This window comes from Bradyrhizobium sp. GW821-FHT12B03 (genome assembly GCF_058807535.1).
The window spans coordinates 127,827-148,210 of the sequence record NZ_JBXAQU010000015.1 but is presented as its reverse complement, the minus strand read 5'-3'; the positions used below and the strand labels follow the sequence as shown (position 1 = coordinate 148,210).

Below are 20,384 nucleotides of genomic sequence, written 5' to 3'. Positions count from 1 at the left end.
CTCAGGCCACCCGAATGCGCGGATCGAGCCAGGCATTGGCGATGTCAGCGAGCAGCGTCAGCAGGACGTAGACCACCGAGAGCAGCAGGACGACGACCTGCATGACCGGAAAATCCTTGTAGATGATGCTCTGATAGGCGAGGTAGCCCAGCCCATCGAGCGCGAAGATGGTCTCGATCACCACCGAGCCGCCGAGGAGGAAGCCGAGCTGCACCGCCGCCAGCGCAACCACGGGCACGACTGCGTTGCGTAGCGCGTGCTTGAAGATGATCTTGTGCGCCGGCAGGCCCTTGGCGCGGGCGGTGCGGATATAGTCGGCCGAGAGCACCTCGATCATGCCCGCTCGGATCAGGCGCATGAAGGCGGGAGCGGCGTAATAGCCGAGTGCGATCGTCGGCATGACATAGTGCTGCCAGGTCTGTGAGCCGGAGACCGGCAGCCAGCGCAGCGTGATCGAGAAAAGCATGACCAGGATCAGCGCGAAGAAGAAATTCGGCAGCGCCTGGCCGACGACCGCGATGGCGAGGGCGACGCGGTCGATCCAGCTGTTGGCGTAGATCGCCGCCAGCACGCCGAGCGGAATTGAGATCGCGAGCGCGGAGGCAAGCGAGCTCAGGCCCAGGATCAGCGTCACCGGCAGCTTGTCGATGATCAGCGGGGCGACATCGGTCTTGAAATAGATCGAGGTGCCGAGATCGCCTTTGAGTGTTTCCCAGAGCCAGTCGAGATACTGGATGACGACTGGTCTATCGAGCCCATAGGTCTTGCGGATCAGGTCGATATCGGCCTGCTGCGCGCCCTCGCCGGCGATCGCCACCGCGACATCGCCCGTAAGCCGTAGCAGGAAGAAGGCGATGGCGGAGACCGCGAGCGCGACGAGGAGCGCGAGGGCGAGGCGCTTGAGGATGAAGCCTAGCAAGGCGTTTGTCCGGTCTTTTTCATGATTTTTCCAACATTCTGTTCCTAATCTGGCCGCAGCGAAGCGGAGCGCTGAGTCGATCGCAAAGCTCCGCCGTTCGGACTACTGCCAGCTCATCTCCCAGAACCGCACGATCTCGTCCGGATAGGCCTTAAAGACGAGGTCCTTGCTGGCGACGTAATAGGTCGGCAGCGAAAAGAGCGGCACGGCATAGGCCTTGTCGGCGATGATCTTGAGGGCGCTCTTGTAGGCGTTCTTGCGGATCTCGGGGTCTATCGAGTTGTTGCCTTTGTTGAGCAGGTCGCGGACCGCGGCGTCGCGGGTGATGTCCTCGCTGCGGAACGCAAAAAAATTCGGCGTCGAGGCCGAGACGTCGTTGACCGAGAACGAACCCCAAGTCTGATGGGTCAGCATCGCCTTGTTCGAGCTGACGACCTCGCGCATCGCGGCATATTGCAAGAAGCGCAGATTGGTCTTGATGCCGACCCGCTGGAGATAGCCGATCAGCGCCTCGGTCTGGTTGCGCTCGCGATAGGCGGCGATGTCGAGCGTCAGGTTTGAGACGCCGGCCTCGGCCAGCAGGGCCTTAGCCTTGGCGGGATCGTAAGGGTAGCGCGCCGCGCCTTCGTCCGTGCAGCCGAACTGCGAGGGGAAGCAGATCGTGTTGAGGACGCGCGAACCCTCGCCGACGATGTTCTTGACCATGGCCTCACGGTCGATGGCGTAGATGATTGCCTTGCGCACGCGTTCGTCCTTGAGCGCAGGAGCCGGCGAGTTCTCGAGTGCGTTCATCTGCATGAAGACGATACGCATGGTCTCGCCCGAGACGACCTGCAGCGTAGGCACCGTCTTGAGTTGGTCGGCCTGGTCCTTCGGCACGTTCATGATCAGGTCGACGCCGCCGGAGAGCGCTTCGGCCATCTGGGTCTGGCGATCGGGGATGAAGCGGATCTCGACCTTGCCGATCCTGGCCCTGGGCTTGGGCGAGCCGCTGAAATAGTCCTTGTTGAGCTCCAGCGTGATCGACTTGCCCGGGACGTAATTCGTGACCTTGTAGGGGCCGGAGCCGACTGGCTTCTCGTTCTGGCCTTTGGGACCGACCTTCTCGTAATATTCGTTCGGATGGATCACGACCGGGCCGGCGAGATACTCGATCGCGGCCGGGAAAACCTCTCTGGTGGTCAAGCGGACCTTGTACTTGTCGAGCTTTTCCGCCTTCTCGATCCAGTTGACGTTGCCTTGGGTAACGACCTTGTTCTCGGGCTTGGCGATGAAGTTCAGAGTGTAGACGACGTCGTCTGCGTCGAACTCTTCGCCATTGTGGAACTTCACGCCCTGGCGCAGGTCGAAATCGATCGTCCTGTCGTCGACCTGCTTCCAGCTCGTGGCGAGCTGGCCCTTGTATTCATTGGTGTCGGGGTCGCGGTAGACCAGCGTGTCCCAGACATTGGCGCCGATGATCACACCAATACGGGTGTTGTTGAAGAAAGGATCGACGCTTTCGGGAGCCTGATCGTAGGCGAAACGGATGGTGTTGGCAGCCTTCTGCGCCCAAGCGGGGCCGCTCAAGGCCGTTCCTGCGAGAACGACAGACGTCAGCACCAAGGCAAAGCCTCTGCTCATTCCCAGCATTTCCGATTCCCCTCGCAACCTTGCGCCCGCATGGCGGGACGCGGCTCCGGCCTCGAGGCCGGTTCGCTGTCCTTGCGGCCTGAAATCTGCCCAAGGAGCTCGTTTGCTGCAATAAGAATGATTCGAATGAATCGTTGTCTTTTTGGCAAATCAACACTATGCTCGCTGAGCATGCAGAGCGCGGCCTTGCGATACTTCCTGGCGGTGGCGCGGACCGGCTCGGTCAGCGCCGCGGCGCAGCGCCTGCACGTCGCGGCCTCGGCTGTCAGCCGACAGATCGCTAATCTGGAGAAGGAGCTCGACTCGCGCCTGTTCGAGCGGCGCTCGCATGGCATGATCCAGACCCAGGCCGGGCAGACGCTGGCGGCCTATGCCCAGCGGGTCGAACTCGAAACCGAGCAGATCGTCAACGAGATCCGTGAGCTGCGCAGCGCCAGCAAGGGGTTGATCCGGCTCGGCGTGATCGAGGGCTTCGCGGTGAGCTTCATCCCGGAGGCGATCTTCGCCTTCCGCCAGCGCTATCCCAATGTCGCCTTCGACCTCAAGGTGGGGTCCTCACAGGCGGTGACAGAACATGTCCGTACCGGTGCAGTCGATCTCGGCTTGACCTTCGTGCTACAGCCCGAACGCGGGATCAGGATCAACTGGCAATGCGCGGTGCAGACCCATGCCTTTGTTGCGCCGCACCATCCGCTGGCGGCGAGGGCCTCGGTCCAAATCGAGGACATTTTGGCCCATCCCGTCGCCGTGCTGGATGGCGAAAACACGGCGCGCATGATGGTCGACTTCTATTTTTCGACGCGCGGACTGGCCGTCGAGCCGGTGCTGGTCACGACGAATGTCGCGAGCCTGCGCCAATTCTGCAAACTCGGCGGCGCGGTGATGTTTGCCAGCCCAATCTCCTTCGGCGCCTCGATCCGCGACGGCTCAGTCGTGGCGCTGCCGCTCAAGGACGGCGAGTTGCCAGCGCGCAGCCTGCAGGTGCAGACCATGTCGGGCCGCGTGCTGCCGAAGCTGGTGACGAATTTCCTGAACATGCTGGTGGAGGAGCTGAAGAGCGCCGATGCGGCGGCGCTGCGCGCATGAGCGTTCTGACCAAGCGCCGGACATCAGGCGCCCGATCAAGCTTGCTTCAACGTGCTTCAGCCTTCCGTCGTGGACCGCTTCGCCGAAGTGCTCGCGGTGACCAGACGCTGATCGCGGCACTGCGATGCTGGTCGTCGAGCAGCATCTGTCATTTGTCCTTGGGCTTGCGGATCGCTTTGCGGTGTTCGAGCGCGGCGAGGTGGTGGATACCGGACCTGTCGATGCCGGTGCGCTAACTTAGCGCCTGGCGATGCGATACTCGCTCGGCGAGTGCGCGTATCGGTCGCGAAAAGCCTTACTGAAATGACTGAGGTCGCTGAATCCATTGTTGAAAGCGATCGAGGAAATGCTGAGACCATCGAGGGCCGGATTGCGCAGATCAGCAGCCGCCCGCTCGAGTCTTCGCCGCCAGATATAGCGAGACAGTGACGTTCTTTCCCGTTCGAGCAACTGGTTCATGTAACGCGGCGAAAGCCTCAACGCGGACGCCACCATTGCCGGATTTAATTCGAAATCTTCCAGGTGACGCTCGACGAACGTCTTGATGCGTATCAAGGAGAGATCGCGGTGGTCGGTTTGCAGCGCGGAGTTGCCTTGGCTGGCCTCGATGAGGAGACCTGCAATCAACTCGCTCAGGCTGTTTGCCGCGCTTCGCGATGAAGCTTCCGACAGAGAAGTCACGCGATCGGGCAGGGCGACGAGATAGCCGAACGCAAGAGGACAAAGCGAGCCATTCTCGGCCAGTCAATTCGCTGCGGCGAAATCCCATTTCGGGTCGTTGCTCGAACAGTGGGTTTTGGTCTAGGAAGGTCGAAAATGCATTATCATCCAGTGGGGATTGACTGACGCTCTCTCCGCCATCAGCGCGATTTTGTGCGCTAACCTTCGATTTTGTGCGATGTCGTACGCGATAGCATTCGCGCCACGTCCTGACGCTTGCATGGGACGGCAGCGATGCAGGAATTTGGTAACTCACGATCGACCGCTCCAGATTGAAGCCGCACGCCGCACGGTCACTCGAACCATTTCAAATATAGTTTCGCGCCGCCATCGCGAAGCATTCACCGCGACGCCCAGGGCATGCGATCGGGCGCGCAAGCGGCGTGGAACGCCGCCCCTGACCAACAGGAATGGATAAAGGAATTGTCGTCGCTGAACAGCCCGATGCTGTCGAGGTCGGCGCCCGCATTCTGATAGCGGGAGGGAATGCAGTTGACGCCGCTATCGTTGTTGGCTTGTCTGCTTGAACTTCATTCAATCTATGTATCGGCGGAGACGATTTGGGCAAATCTGTTCCACACCCAATCGTGGAGTAACATATCACAGCGGAGAAATCGGCCAGCCAGTCGATGTGAGGCGCTTCCGTGGCCTCGCCGTGCCGATACTTCATTTCATCGCGTGCAAGCTTACTCCAACTGGTGGCCGGCCGCGACGGAGCGCAGATCGTTCAAGCGAACGCCGGTCGTCTGATAAGCAAACGCTTGCTTGATCACGTCAACAATCTGTGCGGTCGCCTCTTCGGGCGAAAGGCCGGCCGGCCGAATATTGGAAATGCAGTTCCGGCTCGAATCCATCGTGCCGATCCTTGGTTGCCAGGTGATATAGGCGCCGAGCGAATCCGCAGCCGACAGGCCAGGTCGTTCGCCGATCAGAACCACAATGAGCCTGGTGCCGAGCAATTGACCGATCTCGTCGCCGATCGCGACGCGTGCTTGCTCCGCGAGCACCAGGGGGCCGATGGAGCTGCCGCTGGCCAGCAGGCGTGGTCGCAAACAATCGAGCAGCGGCAGCAGGTTGGTCTCGACGGCCAGCGCCGACAGGCCATCGGCGGCGACGATCGCGATATCGCTTTGATCTATCCGGTCTTCGAATACGCGCCCGCTGTCAGGAGACAGGCGTCGTCCCAGATCCGGTCGGCGCAGATACTCCTTGCGGTCGGATGCCGCGCTGTGAACACGGACGACGTCCCAGCCCCGCTCGCGAAGCGATTGCCCGAGGGCTTCAAGATCAAGCGCTGCATGAACGGCGTCGCGGGCGCGCGCGTGATCGAGGCTGAACTGGAGACAAGTCGTGGTCAACTGCCCGGAGCCGGCCCGCCCGAGTCCGATCCGCGCTGGCGTGAAGCGTCTCAACGGTGCGATGTCGTTGACCACCGCAAGCCGAGCACCTCGATCTAGTGGCTGCTCCGGCATGATCAGGCTCCCATCGACTCGATCAGTGCCATGGCCGGGCCGAAGGTTTTGGACGCCGCTTTCTCAAGAAGGTGTCCATCCGTGTCAACGAGGCCCATCCGCCACAGCCAGTTCTCGAACTCCGGCGCGCAACGCCGACCGAGCGTCTGCCGGAGATAGAGAATGTCGTGGAATGCCAGGCTTTGGTAATTCAGCATGACATCGTCGGCGCCTGGAACCGCGATGACGAACGTTACTCCCGCGGCGCTCAGCAGCGTGAGCAAGCCGTCCATGTCGTCCTCATCGGCTTCCGCGTGATTGGTGTAGCAGACGTCGCAGCCCATCGGCAGGCCGAGCAGCTTGGCGCAGAAATGATCCTCCAGTCCGGCTCGCATGATCTCCTTGCCGTTGTAGAGATATTCGGGACCGATGAATCCGACCACTGTATTGACCAGCAGCGGCTTGAAGCGCCGCGCGACGGCATAGGCGCGCGCTTCCATCGTCTGCTGATCGACGCCGAAATGCGCGTCGGCGGACAACGCGCTGCCTTGCCCGGTCTCGAAATACATGACGTTGTGGCCGACCGTGCCGCGGCCGAGCGAGAGCGCGGCGTCCTGCGCCTCCGCGAGAACCGACAGACTGATTCCGAACCCCCGATTGGCCTTTTCAGAGCCGGCAATGGATTGAAAGACGAGATCGACGGGGGCGCCGAGATTGATGGCCTGGATCGCAGTCGTGACATGGCCGAGACAGCAGGTCTGCGTCGGAATGTCGAGACGCTGCCGGACTTCGTCCAGGAGCGTAACGATCCGCAAATAGTCCTGCACGCTATCGGTGGCCGGATTGACTCCGATCACGGCGTCCCCGGCGCCGAATAACAGCCCGTCAAGCAGACTGGCGGCGATTCCGCGGGAGTCGTCGGTCGGATGGTTCGGTTGCAGCCGCGTGGAAAGCCGCCCGGCGAAGCCGATCGTGTTGCGAAAGGAGGTAATGACGCTGCATTTGGCGGCGACGACGATGAGATCCTGGGCGCGCATGATCTTCGACACTGCCGCGGCTATTTCTGGGGTCAGGCCGGGAGCCAGCGCCGTCAGATGGCTCGTCGTGGTCCGCGTGTCGAGCAGCCATTCGCGGAATCCGCCGACGGTCAGATGGGACACCGGTGCGAATGCCGCGAGATCATGGCTGTCGAGGATCAGACGAGAAATCTCATCCTCCTCATATGGCACGAGATCGACTTTCAGGAACGTCTTGAGCGGAAGATCCGCCAGCGCCATCTGGGCGGCGACACGCTCGATAGCGCTCTGCGCGGCGATGCCGGCCAAGGCATCGCCAGAGCGTGCGGGCGATGCCTTGGCGAGCAGCGTCTTCAGATCGGCGAACGTCCAGTGTGTGCCGTTGATCGTGGCGTGATAGGACATCCGGCAACCTATTCCGGCGCGATGCCGGCGTTGCGCTGCGACCGGCGCGCGAGGAGGTTTGCGACGATCAGCAACAGGATCGACAAGCCCATCATCAACGTGGCGGCCGCCGTGATCGCCGGGCTCAATTGCTCGCGCAGGCCGGTGAACATTTCGAGCGGCAGGGTGCGCTGCTGGGCGTTTGCGAGAAATTGCACCACGACCACTTCGTCGAACGATGTCACGAACGCGAAAGCGGCACCTGACAATACGCCGGGCAGGATCAGTGGCAGCATGACCCGAAAGAATCCCGTCAGAGGTTTTGCTCCGAGAATCGAGGTCGCGCGCATCAGATTGCGATCGAACCCCGTCAGACTGGCGCCGACCGTCACGACGACAAAGGGGCTCGCCAGAACCGTATGGGCGAGCATGATGCCGACATAGGTGTTGGCTAGTCCGATCCGGGCGTAGAACAGGTACGTGCCGACCGCCGTCACGACGACCGGGACGATCAGGGGCGATATCAGCAGCGGCACGACGAACCGCCGGGCGGGGAATTTCGGGTCCGACAGGCCGATCGCCGTGAGCGTTCCCAGCAGCGTCGCGAGAATGGTGGAGCCGAATCCAATCATGAGGCTGTTGCCGATCGCCGCGCGCCAGCGCGCCGTCCCGAGCACGACCTCGTACCAACGCGTCGAAAGCCCGGCGAGCGGGAAGGTGAAGAACGAGCCGCTGTTAAATGACAATGGCACCGGCACGAAGATCGGCACGATCAGGAAGATCAGCACCAGTCCGCTCCAGAACCAGAGCGCGGCGACGCGGATCCATTCGGCGGTCGTCGGGTAGGGCGACAACATGGCGTTCATCCCATCTTGAAGAGGTCGAGGCCGAGGTAGCGCGTCAGGGTCACGTAGAGGCCGAGGGTGGAGGCGAGCAGCACGAAGCTAAGCGCCGCTGCCATCTCCCAATTGAGTTCGACGTTGACGTAGTTGGCGATGAAATTACTGATCAACTGGTCGCTCGCGCCGCCGATCAGCACCGGCGTAATGTAGTAGCCGAGGCACAGGATGAAGGTGAGCAGGCAACCGGCGAGAACGCCCGGCATGACTTGCGGCAGATAGACCCGCCAGAACGCGGTGAAGGGCCTGGCCCCGAGCGACTGGGCGGCCCTGACCAGCGAAGGCTTGACCGAGCGCATCACGCTGTAGATCGGCAGCAGCGTGAACGGTAACTGGATATGCGTCATCGCGATGATGAGCCCGGTTCGGCTGTACATCAGTTCGAGGCGATCGGACGTCAGGCCGAGCCAGAGCAATAGGTCGTTGAGCAGGCCAAATTTCTGCAGGATCACGGTCCAGGCGGCGGTGCGCACAAGGATCGATGTCCAGAACGGCAGTAGCACCAGGACCAGGACGACCCCGGCAATGGCGGGACGCAGGTTGGTGATCACGTAGGCCAGCGGAAAGCCGAGCGCCAGCGTTGCAAGCGTGACGATCGTGGCGATCAGAAAGGTACGGCCGAAGACGCGGAGAAACACCGCTTGCTCGGCGGGAACCGCTCCGATGGTGCCCTGCTCGGTCCATCGCAGGTCGAAGGCACTGAGGAGATAGAACGTCGTGAAGCGATTGGTGCCGGTGCGAATGGCTGCCCAGCTTTGTGCTTCACCCAATAGCGGCGCTGCCTTGATCATCGCCTCCTTGCCGGTCGCCTGATCTTGCGCAGCGATGCGCGCCAGCCGCAGCACTTGGCTGCGCGCGCCGGGCAGGCGGGTGTTGAGGGCTTTCGCGAATTCAGGAACGGCACCCGTCGCCTGCGCTTGCTTCAGATCGGCCGCGAAGGCGACGAAGACCGGTTCGGCGGGCACGCCGGCGCCGCCGTCCTGCCCAAGAGCCACGGCGGTGCGAGGCAGTGCGTTGGCGATGGTCGGCTCATAGACGGCTCGCGACAGCAGACCCACGATCGGTGCGCCGAAGCTGAAGAGCAGAAGCAGCAGAAGCGGGGCCGCCAGCGCCAGTGGACGCAGGCTCTCCCGCCTATCCGTTGCGCCGATCCTTGGCATGGCGATCGATGACATGAGGCTCCTCGCGGGTAGGGATCGACGGGTCCGATGGGTTATTGCGGCTGCCTGTCCTATTGGGCGAGCCACGCGTTGAAGCGCTTCACCAGGTCCTCGCCATGGTCGCCCCAGAATTCGACGTCAGCGACGAGATAAGTCTTCATGTGATCCGGTGCGGTCGGCAGTTTCGTCAGCACATCCTTGGGCACGAAGGGCGTCGCATCCTTCAGCACCGGCCCATAGGGAATGAAGCGGCCGAGTTGCGCGCCGACCTCGGCTTCGGCGGCATAGGCGAGATATTTGTAGGCGAGGTCGATGTTCTTGGCGCCCTTCGGAATCGCGATCATGTCGTATTCGACGATCTGGTTGTCCCAGACGAGCGCGAAGGGGCGCTTGTCCTGGTCGATTGCGTTTTGAATGCGTCCATTCCACGCCGTGGTCATTACCACTTCCTTGGAGGCCAGGAGCTGCGGCGGCTGCGCGCCGGCATCCCACCAGACGATGTCCTTCTTGATCGTGTCGAGCTTCTTGAACGCGCGGTCGACGCCGGCAGGCGTCCCGAGCACCTTGTAGATTTCGGTAACCGGCACGCCGTCGGCCATCAGCGCCCATTCGAGATTTTGTGCCGGCGCCTTGCGCATGGCGCGCTTGCCGGGGAATTTCTTGGTGTCGAAGATATCGAGCACCGAAGTGGGCGCGTCTTTCAGGACGGTCGTGTCATAGGCCAGCACGTCGCCATAGACGTCGATGCCGACGCCGCAATCGAGCGCCGTGCCGGGCAGGAATCTCGAACGGTCGGCGATCTTCGAATAGTCGAGGCGGATCAGAACGCCGGCGTCGCAACCCTGCAGGACGGTCGAAGTCTCGACCGTCACGAGGTCGATCGGGACGTTGCCGGTCTCGACCATCGCTTTGATCTTGCCAAGCTCACCGGTGTATTCCTGCTCATTGAACTTGACGCCCATCTTCTTGGCGAAAGGCTCGAACCAGGCCTGCCGCAGCGCCGCCTGCCACGCGCCGCCGGTTGCCATCACAGTGAGTTCGTCGGCGCGGGCCGGCTGAAGCTGACAAATCAACGTGGCGCTCGCCAGGGCGAGCAAGGACGTCTTGCAGGTGCGTTTCATGAAGCTTTCCCTATGTTGTTGGAATACCGTCGGAGACGGAGCCGGCCGGAAAGGCCCGGCAATCTGCGATCGGCCAGCAAAGGTCGATTGCGTCGCCCGTCGCCATTGTCGATTCAGGTCCGATTTTCACGGTCAGGATCTGTCCGCTCGGCAGGCGCGCGAGCAGGCGCTGATGGTCGCCGTGATAGATCCGGCCATCGACCGTTGCCTGAAGCCGGTTGTCCGATTCGGTGCCGTCGCGCGACAACCCGATCCGTTCAGGCCGGATCGTCAGTTGCACCGGGGCGCCTGGGCTGATGTCGCCGATCGCAAGCGCGGTCACCTTCAATCCCTTCGGCAGCGTCACCTGGCATTGCCCGCCGGTGACGCGTTCGACCGTTCCGCCCAGCGTGTTGTTTTCACCGATGAAGCCCGCGACGAATGCGGTCTCGGGCTTCTTATAGAGCCCGTCCGGCGTACCGATCTGAACGATGGCGCCTTTGTCGAACACGGCGACGCGATCGGACATCGTCAGCGCTTCGCTTTGGTCATGCGTGACATAGACGATGGTGACACCGAGCATCTCGTGGATCTGCTTCAACTCGATCTGCATATGCTCGCGCAGCTTCTTGTCGAGCGCGCCGAGCGGTTCATCCATCAGAACGAGGCTCGGCTGAAACACCAGCGCACGAGCAAGCGCGACGCGCTGTTGCTGACCACCCGAGAGCTGGGCCGGCTTGCGGTCCTTGAATTGCTCGAGGCGCACCATTTCGAGGGCGCGCACGACGCGTGGCCCGATCTCGGCCTTGGGCGTCTTTCTCACGGACAAGGGGAAAGCAACGTTATCCGCTACGGTCATGTGCGGAAACAGCGCGTAGTTCTGGAACACCATGCCGATGTTGCGGTCATACGGCGGCAGACGGTCGACCGATTTGCCATCGAGCGTAATTACGCCCTGGCTCGGGCGTTCGAAGCCCGCCAGCATGTTCAAGGTCGTGGTCTTGCCGGAGCCGGAGGGACCGAGGAATGTCAGGAACTCCCCGCGCCCGATGGTTAGATTCAGCCGACGGACCGCATGAAAATTGCCGTAGGTTTTCTCGACGTCGATGAATTCGACAAATTTGGCATCGCCCTGGCTCGGCGCGGGGCGGCCTCCTCTCGCCGAGACCTCGCGAAGCGACGAACTCTGTCCGGTCCCAACCATCGCTCCACCTCCACATGCCTCGTCTTGATTATGTGATCACACAAATAGCGATTGGGTGACCATACAAAGCGTAAATCGGAGCGTCAAGGCCGCCAAATGATGCAATTTATGGCATATTCCATGTCATATAATGGGCAGATGAAGGCTAATGACATGCAGACAAGTTGGATTGTCCGACTCTTTTCTCCATGATAAGAATGCGTTGGCGAAGACAAGGAATGCTCGGGGCAGCAAGCTGCAATGCTCGAAAATCTGGAACTGCCGGACAACGATCGACCGATTTATCAGCGTTTGGCGGATGCCATCGGTGAACGAATTGCCCGCGGCGAACTGGCTGAGGGCGACAAGCTGCCACCGCATCGGGAAATTGCGCGCCTGCTCGGCATCAATGTCACGACCGTCACCCGCGCTTTCTCGGCCTTGCAACAGCGCGGACTCGTTGAAGCGCGCCCCGGCCGCGGAACACTTGTCGCCGCGAAGGAGACGGAGGAAGGCACCTTCAAGTCTGCTCCCAGCGACGAAGCCGGTCTGATCGATCTGTCCGTCAACAGACCGGCGACGTCGGCCTATCGTGAAGCGCTGGCGCTTCTTCTGCCGCACGTCGCAAGGGATCGCCGATTTGGCGCCATACAGGACTATCACCCCCCTGAAGGTCCGCTATGGGCGCGCGCCGCGGTTGCGGATTGGCTCAACGGCGTAGCGGGCGATGGCGACGCCGGTCGCGTCGTCCTGACCGACGGCGCCCAGCATGGCCTTGCCTGCGTGCTACGGGCCTTGACGCAGCCCGACGATGTCGTCCTCGCCGATTCCATCACCTATCAAGGCATCAGCGCGCTTTGCCGGTCACAAGGTGTCGACCTGCGCGGGGTGTCGATCGACCGAGAGGGCATGCGACCTGACGCTTTCGAGGCGGCATGCGCGGCCTTGCGCCCTCGCGCGGTTTTCCTCGTTCCCAGCTTGCACAATCCGACAACGGTCACATTGAGCGAAGAGCGCCGCCGCGCGCTCGCGGCAATTGCGCGGCGCCAAAACGTGCTGATCATTGAGGACGATGTCTACCGTCCGTTGCTTGATCGCGCCATTCCATCTTTCGCGGCCCTCGAACCTGAACTCACCGTCCACATCAGCGGCCTGTCGAAATGCATTGCACCCGGCCTGCGTTACGGGTTCGTGGTCGCGCCACGCGCGGTTTTGGGCAATGTCGCAGCGGCGCTGCGGATCGATTGCTGGAGCATCAGCCCGCTCACGGCATTGGTTGCCACCGTTTTGCTGGAAGAGGGGACTGCGAAGCGGATCATCGAATTCCAGCGCGAGGAACTGCGCCGGCGGCAGGCCATTTTGCGCGACGCCCTCGCGGCGTTCGATGTTCAGACGGATGAGACGTCGCCTCACGCTTGGCTGCATTTGCCCGAACCGTGGCGAGGCGCTGCTTTCGCGCGCGCCTGCCGTCAGCGCGGTGTAGGCGTGCTTCCTGCGGACGCGTTCGCCGTGGGGCGCGAAACGCTCGCCCACGCCGTGCGCATCAATGTGGGCGCGGCGCCTTCAGCCGGCGAATTGCGGCAGGCGCTTTCGATCATGGGGGACCTGCTGAATGCCGGTCATCTCGAAATCTCGGGCGCGGTGTGAGGCGCCGTGGCGGAGTTGATCAAAACAGACGTCGCGATTGTCGGAGCCGGAATCGTCGGCCTTGCGATTGCATTTCGGCTGGCGAGAGATGGCCGTGAAGTCGTTGTCGTCGATCCGAACGAGGCGGGTTCGGGCGCCTCGTACGGCAATGCCGGGACATTGGCTCCTTACGCCTGTGCGCCGGTCGGCAACCCCGACGTGCTCCGGAATCTGCCGAACCTGCTTCTCAAGGCGGACAGCCCTCTCACCGTCAGGCTGGCCGCTTTGCCCGCACTCGTTCCCTGGCTGTCGCGGTTCGTTTGGCAATCCACGCCGGTTCGCGCGCGCCGCAACGGACACGCGCTTGCGGGCTTGCTCAAGGATGCGATGCTGGATTGGCGAGCGCTCGCCGAAGAGGCTCGACTTGCGGACCTGCTTCGCTATGAAGGCTGCCTCTATTACTATCGGGGAAAGCTTCCGCAAAAAGACAGCGAGTGGGGCGCCCGGCTGCGGAACGAACTCGGCGTCCGACAGGAATGGCTGACGTCGGCAGAGGTGGCAAGGCTGGAGCCTGCGCTTCCTCCCGCGGCCGGCGGTCTTTTCTTTCCCGATGCGGCCCATACCGTCGATCCAGCCGTGATGACCCGCCGACTGGCGGCCGCAGCCGAGGCCAAAGGTGCTACGTTTGAACGCGCCCGCGTGGATCGGCTGGAGCCGCAGGACAGCGGACACATCCGCTTGATATGCCGCGACCGCACGGTCGAAGCGCATACGGTCGTGCTCGCCGCCGGCGCCTGGTCCCAGTCTCTAGCCGCGCCAATTGGCGAGAATATTCCTCTCGATACGGAGCGCGGCTACCACATCGAGTTCGCGATGGATGTCTGTCCGATCAACAGACCCGTCAGCCCGGTCGATCTGGGCTTCTATATCACGCCCATGGTCGGCCGCTTGCGGGTTGCCGGAACGGTCGAACTCGGCGGCCTGTCCGCGCCGCTCAATCCAAACCAGATTGCGCTTCTGGAGCGAGGCGTCCGCAAGCTCCTCCCGGATCTCGGGCCCGTTCAATCGCGATGGCTCGGCTTTCGTCCCTCGCTTCCGGATTCGCTACCCGTCATTGGGCCCAGTCGGCGCCATCCAAACCTGATCCACGCTTTTGGCCACGGACATCTCGGCATGACGTTGGCCGGCGTGACGAGCCGCATTGTTGCGGGCCTCGTCGAAAGGCGAAATGACACGCCAAACCTTGAAGCTTTCCGGCCTGACCGGTTTGCCTGAGTTTCTATTCGCGGCCCGAGCCGCTTGAAGAAAATAAAGAGCAGCTACTATTCTCTTGAGAATAATTGAAGAGGCTGCGCCATGTCCATCCGTGACCTTCGGACCTTTCTGGCAATTGCTGAAGGTGGTTCGTTTGTGGCCGCCGCGCGCTCGGTTAGGCGAACCCAGTCGGCCGTTACTGTACAGATGAAAGCGCTCGAGGAGGAATTCCAGCTTATCCTCTTTGACCGGGTGCGTCGCCCGCCGGTGCTGTCCCCGGCCGGGCGAGCCTTCCTGCCGCGTGCCATAGAGGCGGTCGAGGCTTACGACCGCCTCTATCAGTCTGCCGCAGATGCGGTGATCGAGGGACATCTGCGGCTGGGCGCGGTTCCGAGCGTGATCACCGGCATTTTGCCGAGGGCGCTGGTGGCGCTGCGTGCCCGATACCCCGCCATCCATATTGAGCTCGCGGTCGGGCTCTCGAAAGATCTGGTCGACAGGGTTCAGGGCGGTACCCTCGACGCGGCTATCGTGAGTGATTTCAAGAAGACGTCGAAGAGAGGCTTGCAGTGGTCGCCGATCGCACGGGAACCGCTGGTGCTGATTGCACCGATGGATGCGCCACTCCGGACGGCGGAAGAGCTGATCTCGAGTTATCCGTTTATTCGCTATTCGCAGCGCGCCTGGGTCGGCCAGCTGATTCACGCATTCCTGAAGCGGCGGCGTCTTCGGGTTCGCGAGCTCATTACGCTCGATACGCTGGAAGCGATCACGGCGATGGTTCATCACGGCCTGGGGGTCTCCGTCGTACCGCTTCGCGCGAACGACGATCCTTCCGCACTGGCCGTGCGCACCGTGCCGTTCTCGGGCGCTCCCACCCAGCGGGTCATCGGCATCGTCCAGCCTCAAGGTCATCCGAAGGCCGATCTTATTGCGATCTTGAACGACGCGCTGAAGCGAGCCAGCGGGCTCGGCTCGCGATTGAGGGCTTCGGGCCGCAAGGCTCGCAGCAAGGCGCCACTTAAGAAAAATTGAATAAACGATCAAAATCTATTCGTTTTTTATGAAGCGGCACGCGTGCTAGTGCGTCGCTCCTGGATGTGCCTCTCGAGAATATGAGAGCACCGGGAGGACGAAACAGTGACGCCTGATCGTGAGCAATCCGAAATATCCGTATCGATCTGGCGAGGCGGCCAAGTCGGCGGGTTCGAGGAGTTCTCGGTGCCCGGTCGCGCGAACCAGACGGTTCTCGATGTCGTCACCTATGTGCAGCGTAATCTCGACCCGACGCTGTCCTATCGCTTCGCCTGCCGAGTAGGCATGTGCGGTTCGTGCGCGATGACGGTGAATGGCCGCCCGCGCTGGACCTGTCGAACGCATGTTTCGAAGGTCCTGCATCAAAGCAAGCTCAAGATCGCTCCGCTTGCCAACCTGCCGGTAATCAAGGATTTGGCGACCGACATGCTGCCGTTCTTCGACAAGTGGCAGAACGCGAAGGGCGTTTTCGAACCGTCAAAGACACGTCAGCATCCCGTCGAACCGATCCGTCCGGATGAGCCGCAACGCGTCGCGGCCGATGCCGGAATCGAGTGCATCAACTGCGGCGTCTGCTATGCGGCCTGCGATACCGTGCGCTGGAACGAGGACTATCTGGGTCCAGCAGCCCTGAACCGTGCCTGGACCCTGGCCAACGACCGGCGGGACGCCGGACAAGCGCCGCGCTTGCAGGCGATTGCCTCCAGTGGCGGCTGCCATGCCTGTCACTCGCATCAGTCCTGCCAGGAGTTCTGCCCCCAAACTCTCAATCCCACGGCTTCGATCGCTTCTCTGAAGCGGCTGTCCGCAAAGGCCTATCTTCGCGGGGAACTCGAGCCATGAGTGTGAAGCTCTATGTGTGGCAGCGCGGGACCGCGGCTCTGATGGTGCCGTTGGTGACCATCCACCTCGCCGTGATGTTCTACGCCACGCGTCAGGGGCTCACGGCGGCGGATATTTTCAGCCGGACGCGCGGCAGCCCGATCTGGGCCACCTTCTACAGCACCTTTGTGACGGCGGCCGCGATCCATGCGACCATCGGCATTCGCGCCATTCTGATCGAATGGCTGTCGCTGCGGGACCGGTTCGCGAAAGTTCTGTCTTCGGCCTTTGGTGTCCTGTTGCTCGCCTTCGGCGCGCGGGCGGTATTCGCCGTGGTGTTCGCATGATGCGTTCCGCTCCACGTTCCTATCGGCGGAACGCGCTATGGGTCGCAGCCATGGTGCACCGCCTTTCCGGCATCGCTCTGGCGGCGTTCCTTCCGTTCCATTTCCTCGTTCTCGGTTTTTCGCTGCAGAGCGCAGCAAAACTGGATGGCTTCCTGCGCTGGGCCGACCTGCCGATCGTCAAGCTGGCCGAGGGCGGGCTGGTGTTCCTGCTCGCGGTGCATTTTCTCGGCGGCCTGCGCGTGCTGTTTGTCGAGAATTTCGCGTGGCGCAGCAATCAGCTTCGGCTGGCTGCGACGGCGGGCAGCCTCGCAGCAGTCGTTGCATTCGTCTTCCTCGTCCGCGTGTTCTGAGGTCCCCATGACGATCGAGCGGCTCGAAACCGACATCCTGATCCTCGGCTCCGGCGGTGCGGGCCTGTTCGCGGCGCTGCACGCGGTTGATCGCAATCCGGCGTTGAATGTGACTCTTGCCACCAAGGGGTTGCTCGGAAAGTGCGGTTGCACCCGCATGGTCCAGGGCGGCTACAACGTCGCGCTGCACGCCGGCGACTCGATCGAACGCCATTTCATGGACACGATCGAAGGCGGCAAGTGGCTGCCAAATCAGGAGCTCGCCTGGACACTCGTCTCGACCGCCCCCGAGCGGGTGCGCGAGCTGGAAAACGAGATCGGCTGCTTCTTCGATCGCAACGCCGATGGCTCTCTGCACGGCAAGGCGTTCGCCGGCCAGACGTTTGATCGGACGGTGCACAAGGGTGACCTGACCGGCATCGAGATCATCAACCGCCTCATGGAGCAGGTGTGGAAGCGCCGCGGAATTCGCAGGCTTGAGGAACATCGTGCTTTGGCGCTGATTCCGTCCGCCGACGGAGCCGCGCTCTCCGGTGTGTTGATGGTTGATGTCCGCACCGGCGGCTTTCGCTTCGTTCAGGCGAAGGCCGTCCTGATGGCCACCGGTGGCGGTCCGACCATGTATCGCTATCACACGCCGTCCGGCGACAAGAGCATGGATGGCCTCGCGATGGCGCTGCGCGCCGGCCTTCCGCTGCGTGACATGGAGATGGTGCAGTTTCATCCGACGGGATTGCTGGCCGGCCCTGATACGCGGATGACCGGCACAGTGCTCGAGGAGGGTCTGCGCGGCGCGGGCGGTCATCTGCTCAACGGCACGATGCATCGCTTCATGGCCGACTACGATCCCAAGCTCGAGCGTGCCACGCGCGACATTGTCAGCCGCGCGATCTACTCGGAAATGAAGGCGGGCCGCACGACGCCGCTTGGCGGAGTCTACATCCGCATGAGCCATCTCGGTCCGAACAAGGTGTCCAGGCAATTCAAGGGAATGGTGGATCGCTGCCGCGATTGTGGCTTCGACCTCGCCGGCGGCCTCGTCGAGGTCGTGCCGACCGCCCACTATTTCATGGGCGGCGTCGTCTGCAAGGCCGATACGTCGACCGGGTTGCCTGGACTGTTCGTGGCCGGTGAGGACGCGAGCGGCATGCACGGTGCGAACCGGCTCGGCGGCAACGGCGTCGCCAACTCGACCGTGTTCGGCGGCATCGCGGGAGATACCATGCCCGGATGGATCGCCGCCAATGACGGCCACCGCGCGCCCGACGAGCACGTGCTCGCGGCGGAGGTTGCGCGGAGCCTGCACCCGTTCACGCGCAAGCCCGGCGATGTCAACCGCTTGCGCGAACGCTTGATGGATTTGATGTGGGACGATGTCGGCGTCGTGCGGGACGCTGACGGCATCACGCGGGCGCTCCTGAGGCTCGACGACCTCGAAGCCGAGTTCCTCGAAACCGGCGTTCCCGACGGTGATCGCGCGTTCAATCTGACGTGGCACGACTGGATGAACCTGCGCTCGCTCGTCGAGACCAGTCGCGTCATCGCCCTGGCCGCCCGGCGCCGGGAAAATTCGCGCGGAGCCCACTTCAGATCCGACTTCCCCACGCCCGGCCATTTCGAGGCGTCGACATTTACCGTCGTGCGCCAGGGATCGGAAGGCCTCTCGATCGTCGATGAACCCGTGCTCTTCACCCATGTGAAGCCCGGCGACTCGCTGCTCAAGCAAGAGGCCGCGGAATGATCGCCCTTTCAGTCATCGAGCACACCGCGGAAATGCTGATGGCGAAGGCTGCCATCGAAATCCCCGAGGATTACCTCGGCGGGCTGCGTCGTTGTGCGAACACGGAACGTGGCGATCTTTCGTCCTTCGTGATCCAGGCCATGCTCGAGAACTACGAGGCGGCTAAGGAAGACCGTCGCGCGATGTGCGGCGATACCGGCGTGCCGCGCTGGTACGTCAAATACGGCAACGAAGCGCGGCCCCAGGGTGGTCCCGTCGGCGTGGAGGCCGCGCTTCGTCGCGCAACGGCGAATGCTACGACCTCGGTGCCGCTGCGGCCGAACCGCGTCCATCCGCTGTGGCGGACCGACCACGACAACAACGTCGGCATCAACGCGCCGGAGATCGAGTATGCCTTTCATCCGGACGCCGACTGGATCGATCTGACGACCGTCCACAAGGGCGGGCTGTTTGGCTCGGACTATCGGATGCTGTTCCCCGGCGACGGGCTTTCCGGAATCAAGCGGTTCTTCCTCGACACGCTGATCGGTTTTGGAAAGCGCGGCCTTGCGTGCCAGCCGGCGATCGTCGGCGTCGGCCTCGGCGGATCCAAGGACGCCTGCATGGTGCTCGGCAAGCAGGCCTCCTGCCTTCGCACAGTCGGAAGCCGCAATCCCGACCCTGGGATTGCCGCGCTGGAAGACGAGTTCAGGGAGCTCGGCAATTCCATCGGCATGGGCGCGATGGGCTTCATGGGCTCGTCGATGGTCATCGATTGCAACATCGAGGTCGGTTATTGCCACACCGGCGGAATGCCCATGAGCGTCCACATGTTCTGCCTGTCCTCCCGCAGGGCGACCGCTCGCATTCATGGCGATGGGCGGGTGGCATATCGGACGGATCCGGAGTGGTTCACGGACTATTCGCGTCGTGCGACCGTCGAATGGACTTCGTCGATGCTTGTAGCGGCGGAGTGATGGGCATGTCGCACGGACTGAAGACGGTCGAGCTGAAGCTTCCGGTCTCCACCGATGATCTCCGCAAACTCGAGCTGGGCACGGTTGTCTATCTCACGGGTCGGCTCTTCACCGCACGGGAAGGGGTCTACAAGCGGGCGATCGAGGATGGCGCCGGTATGCCCGCTACCAATGTCGATCTTGGCACGGCCAACTTCCACTGCTCGCCGGCGGCGACCATCACGCCGGACGGAAAATTCAACGTCGGCGCCGTCACGGCAACGGCGTCTTTCCGCTTCGCGAAATGGCTCAACGACTGGCTGAAGCTGTCGGGCTGCAACATCATCATCGGCAAGGGCGGCATGACGTCCGAGATCTACCGCGACATCTTCGTGCCGAACACGGCGATCTATCTCACGACGGTCGGTTACGGTACGGGCGCGCTGCTCGGCCGCGGTATTCGCGAAGTCCCCGGCGTGTACTGGCGCGATGAGCTCGGCCTGGCTCAGGCCGTCTGGGTTCTGGACGTCGAGCGCTTCGGCCCATTTCTTGTCGAGAGCGATCTTGGGGGCGCCTCACTGTTCGAGCGGGAGAACGCCAAGATAGCGCCGGGCCTCGCGCGGCTCTACGAGGGCACCAGGCCCGCCACACTGCGCAGATATGGCGAAACAGACGACAAGACCGACGAGGTGATCTGAGATGATCGCCGTTCCCGGCTATTCAC

At 62.5% G+C, this 20,384-nt stretch carries 19 protein-coding genes; 10 read left to right on the top strand and 9 right to left on the bottom strand.

Features of this window, described 5'->3' with window-relative positions:
- Window position 1 precedes the first annotated feature (1 nt).
- Together AC1RUR_RS26090 and AC1RUR_RS26085 are read right to left on the bottom strand one after the other, a co-directional pair.
- Window positions 2-919, bottom strand: a complete 918-nt coding sequence (locus tag AC1RUR_RS26090) for an ABC transporter permease (protein ID WP_492849296.1) — start codon at window positions 917-919, stop codon at window positions 2-4.
- 102 nt (window positions 920-1,021) lie between these two features.
- A complete protein-coding gene (locus tag AC1RUR_RS26085; RefSeq protein WP_492849294.1) occupies window positions 1,022-2,488 on the bottom strand; it encodes an ABC transporter substrate-binding protein in 1,467 nt (488 codons plus the stop codon).
- 93 nt (window positions 2,489-2,581) lie between these two features.
- On the opposite strand from AC1RUR_RS26085, the gene AC1RUR_RS26080 reads away from it, so the two are divergent.
- Window positions 2,582-3,637: a LysR family transcriptional regulator gene (locus AC1RUR_RS26080; RefSeq protein WP_492849292.1), complete on the top strand. Its 1,056-nt coding sequence runs from the start codon at window positions 2,582-2,584 to the stop codon at window positions 3,635-3,637.
- Window positions 3,638-3,874: 237 nt separating this feature from the next.
- Here the strand turns inward: AC1RUR_RS26080 and AC1RUR_RS26075 are convergent, their stop codons facing one another.
- The 7 genes from AC1RUR_RS26075 to AC1RUR_RS26045 form a co-directional block, all read right to left on the bottom strand.
- Window positions 3,875-4,318: a helix-turn-helix domain-containing protein gene (locus AC1RUR_RS26075; protein WP_492849290.1), complete on the bottom strand. Its 444-nt coding sequence runs from the start codon at window positions 4,316-4,318 to the stop codon at window positions 3,875-3,877.
- 725 nt (window positions 4,319-5,043) lie between these two features.
- Window positions 5,044-5,829, bottom strand: a complete 786-nt coding sequence (eutC, locus tag AC1RUR_RS26070; protein ID WP_492849288.1) for an ethanolamine ammonia-lyase subunit EutC — start codon at window positions 5,827-5,829, stop codon at window positions 5,044-5,046.
- 2 nt (window positions 5,830-5,831) lie between these two features.
- Window positions 5,832-7,229: an ethanolamine ammonia-lyase subunit EutB gene (locus AC1RUR_RS26065; RefSeq protein WP_492849286.1), complete on the bottom strand. Its 1,398-nt coding sequence runs from the start codon at window positions 7,227-7,229 to the stop codon at window positions 5,832-5,834.
- A gap of 8 nt (window positions 7,230-7,237) precedes the next feature.
- Window positions 7,238-8,065, bottom strand: coding sequence for an ABC transporter permease (locus AC1RUR_RS26060; protein WP_492849284.1), 828 nt, complete (start codon window positions 8,063-8,065; stop codon window positions 7,238-7,240).
- Window positions 8,066-8,070: 5 nt separating this feature from the next.
- A complete protein-coding gene (locus AC1RUR_RS26055; protein WP_492849282.1) occupies window positions 8,071-9,282 on the bottom strand; it encodes an ABC transporter permease in 1,212 nt (403 codons plus the stop codon).
- Window positions 9,283-9,338: 56 nt separating this feature from the next.
- A complete protein-coding gene (locus tag AC1RUR_RS26050) occupies window positions 9,339-10,388 on the bottom strand; it encodes an ABC transporter substrate-binding protein (protein WP_492849280.1) in 1,050 nt (349 codons plus the stop codon).
- 10 nt (window positions 10,389-10,398) lie between these two features.
- On the bottom strand, window positions 10,399-11,571 hold the full coding sequence (locus tag AC1RUR_RS26045) for an ABC transporter ATP-binding protein (protein WP_492849278.1): 1,173 nt from the start codon (window positions 11,569-11,571) through the stop codon (window positions 10,399-10,401).
- A gap of 240 nt (window positions 11,572-11,811) precedes the next feature.
- Between AC1RUR_RS26045 and AC1RUR_RS26040 the strand changes: the two genes are divergently transcribed.
- The 9 genes from AC1RUR_RS26040 to AC1RUR_RS26000 all read left to right on the top strand — a co-directional run bounded on the left by AC1RUR_RS26040 (window position 11,812) and on the right by AC1RUR_RS26000 (window position 20,358).
- The gene (locus AC1RUR_RS26040; protein WP_492849276.1) at window positions 11,812-13,197 is read left to right on the top strand and encodes an aminotransferase-like domain-containing protein; all 1,386 of its coding nucleotides are present in this window, start codon (window positions 11,812-11,814) and stop codon (window positions 13,195-13,197) included.
- Window positions 13,198-13,203: 6 nt separating this feature from the next.
- Window positions 13,204-14,451: an NAD(P)/FAD-dependent oxidoreductase gene (locus tag AC1RUR_RS26035; RefSeq protein WP_492849274.1), complete on the top strand. Its 1,248-nt coding sequence runs from the start codon at window positions 13,204-13,206 to the stop codon at window positions 14,449-14,451.
- Window positions 14,452-14,532: 81 nt separating this feature from the next.
- Complete coding sequence (locus tag AC1RUR_RS26030; protein WP_492849272.1) at window positions 14,533-15,465, top strand: LysR family transcriptional regulator; 933 nt, start codon at window positions 14,533-14,535, stop codon at window positions 15,463-15,465.
- Window positions 15,466-15,570: 105 nt separating this feature from the next.
- Complete coding sequence (locus AC1RUR_RS26025; protein WP_492849270.1) at window positions 15,571-16,308, top strand: succinate dehydrogenase/fumarate reductase iron-sulfur subunit; 738 nt, start codon at window positions 15,571-15,573, stop codon at window positions 16,306-16,308.
- Complete coding sequence (locus AC1RUR_RS26020) at window positions 16,305-16,634, top strand: succinate dehydrogenase/fumarate reductase transmembrane subunit (protein ID WP_492849269.1); 330 nt, start codon at window positions 16,305-16,307, stop codon at window positions 16,632-16,634. Before AC1RUR_RS26025 ends, AC1RUR_RS26020 begins: the two co-directional genes overlap by 4 nt.
- Window positions 16,631-16,984: a succinate dehydrogenase, cytochrome b556 subunit gene (locus AC1RUR_RS26015; protein WP_492849268.1), complete on the top strand. Its 354-nt coding sequence runs from the start codon at window positions 16,631-16,633 to the stop codon at window positions 16,982-16,984. The genes AC1RUR_RS26020 and AC1RUR_RS26015 overlap by 4 nt, the downstream gene beginning before the upstream one ends.
- 7 nt (window positions 16,985-16,991) lie before the next feature.
- Complete coding sequence (locus AC1RUR_RS26010) at window positions 16,992-18,725, top strand: L-aspartate oxidase (RefSeq protein WP_492849267.1); 1,734 nt, start codon at window positions 16,992-16,994, stop codon at window positions 18,723-18,725.
- Window positions 18,722-19,681, top strand: coding sequence for a fumarate hydratase (locus AC1RUR_RS26005; RefSeq protein ID WP_492849266.1), 960 nt, complete (start codon window positions 18,722-18,724; stop codon window positions 19,679-19,681). Before AC1RUR_RS26010 ends, AC1RUR_RS26005 begins: the two co-directional genes overlap by 4 nt.
- 5 nt (window positions 19,682-19,686) lie before the next feature.
- Entirely contained in the window at window positions 19,687-20,358 is a 672-nt protein-coding gene (locus tag AC1RUR_RS26000) for a fumarate hydratase C-terminal domain-containing protein (RefSeq protein ID WP_492849265.1), read from the top strand.
- Window positions 20,359-20,384: the final 26 nt, after the last annotated feature.

Coding starts and splice junctions, on each gene's coding strand:
- AC1RUR_RS26060 (WP_492849284.1), bottom strand. CDS start 8,065: ATGTTGTCGCCCTACCCGACGACCGCCGAATGGATCCGCGTCGCCGCG.
- AC1RUR_RS26050 (WP_492849280.1), bottom strand. CDS start 10,388: ATGAAACGCACCTGCAAGACGTCCTTGCTCGCCCTGGCGAGCGCCACG.
- AC1RUR_RS26015 (WP_492849268.1), top strand. CDS start 16,631: ATGATGCGTTCCGCTCCACGTTCCTATCGGCGGAACGCGCTATGGGTC.
- eutC (WP_492849288.1), bottom strand. CDS start 5,829: ATGCCGGAGCAGCCACTAGATCGAGGTGCTCGGCTTGCGGTGGTCAAC.
- AC1RUR_RS26000 (WP_492849265.1), top strand. CDS start 19,687: ATGTCGCACGGACTGAAGACGGTCGAGCTGAAGCTTCCGGTCTCCACC.
- AC1RUR_RS26045 (WP_492849278.1), bottom strand. CDS start 11,571: ATGGTTGGGACCGGACAGAGTTCGTCGCTTCGCGAGGTCTCGGCGAGA.
- AC1RUR_RS26010 (WP_492849267.1), top strand. CDS start 16,992: ATGACGATCGAGCGGCTCGAAACCGACATCCTGATCCTCGGCTCCGGC.
- AC1RUR_RS26080 (WP_492849292.1), top strand. CDS start 2,582: ATGGCGGGACGCGGCTCCGGCCTCGAGGCCGGTTCGCTGTCCTTGCGG.
- AC1RUR_RS26030 (WP_492849272.1), top strand. CDS start 14,533: ATGTCCATCCGTGACCTTCGGACCTTTCTGGCAATTGCTGAAGGTGGT.
- AC1RUR_RS26005 (WP_492849266.1), top strand. CDS start 18,722: ATGATCGCCCTTTCAGTCATCGAGCACACCGCGGAAATGCTGATGGCG.
- AC1RUR_RS26020 (WP_492849269.1), top strand. CDS start 16,305: ATGAGTGTGAAGCTCTATGTGTGGCAGCGCGGGACCGCGGCTCTGATG.
- AC1RUR_RS26065 (WP_492849286.1), bottom strand. CDS start 7,229: ATGTCCTATCACGCCACGATCAACGGCACACACTGGACGTTCGCCGAT.
- AC1RUR_RS26040 (WP_492849276.1), top strand. CDS start 11,812: ATGCTCGAAAATCTGGAACTGCCGGACAACGATCGACCGATTTATCAG.
- AC1RUR_RS26055 (WP_492849282.1), bottom strand. CDS start 9,282: ATGTCATCGATCGCCATGCCAAGGATCGGCGCAACGGATAGGCGGGAG.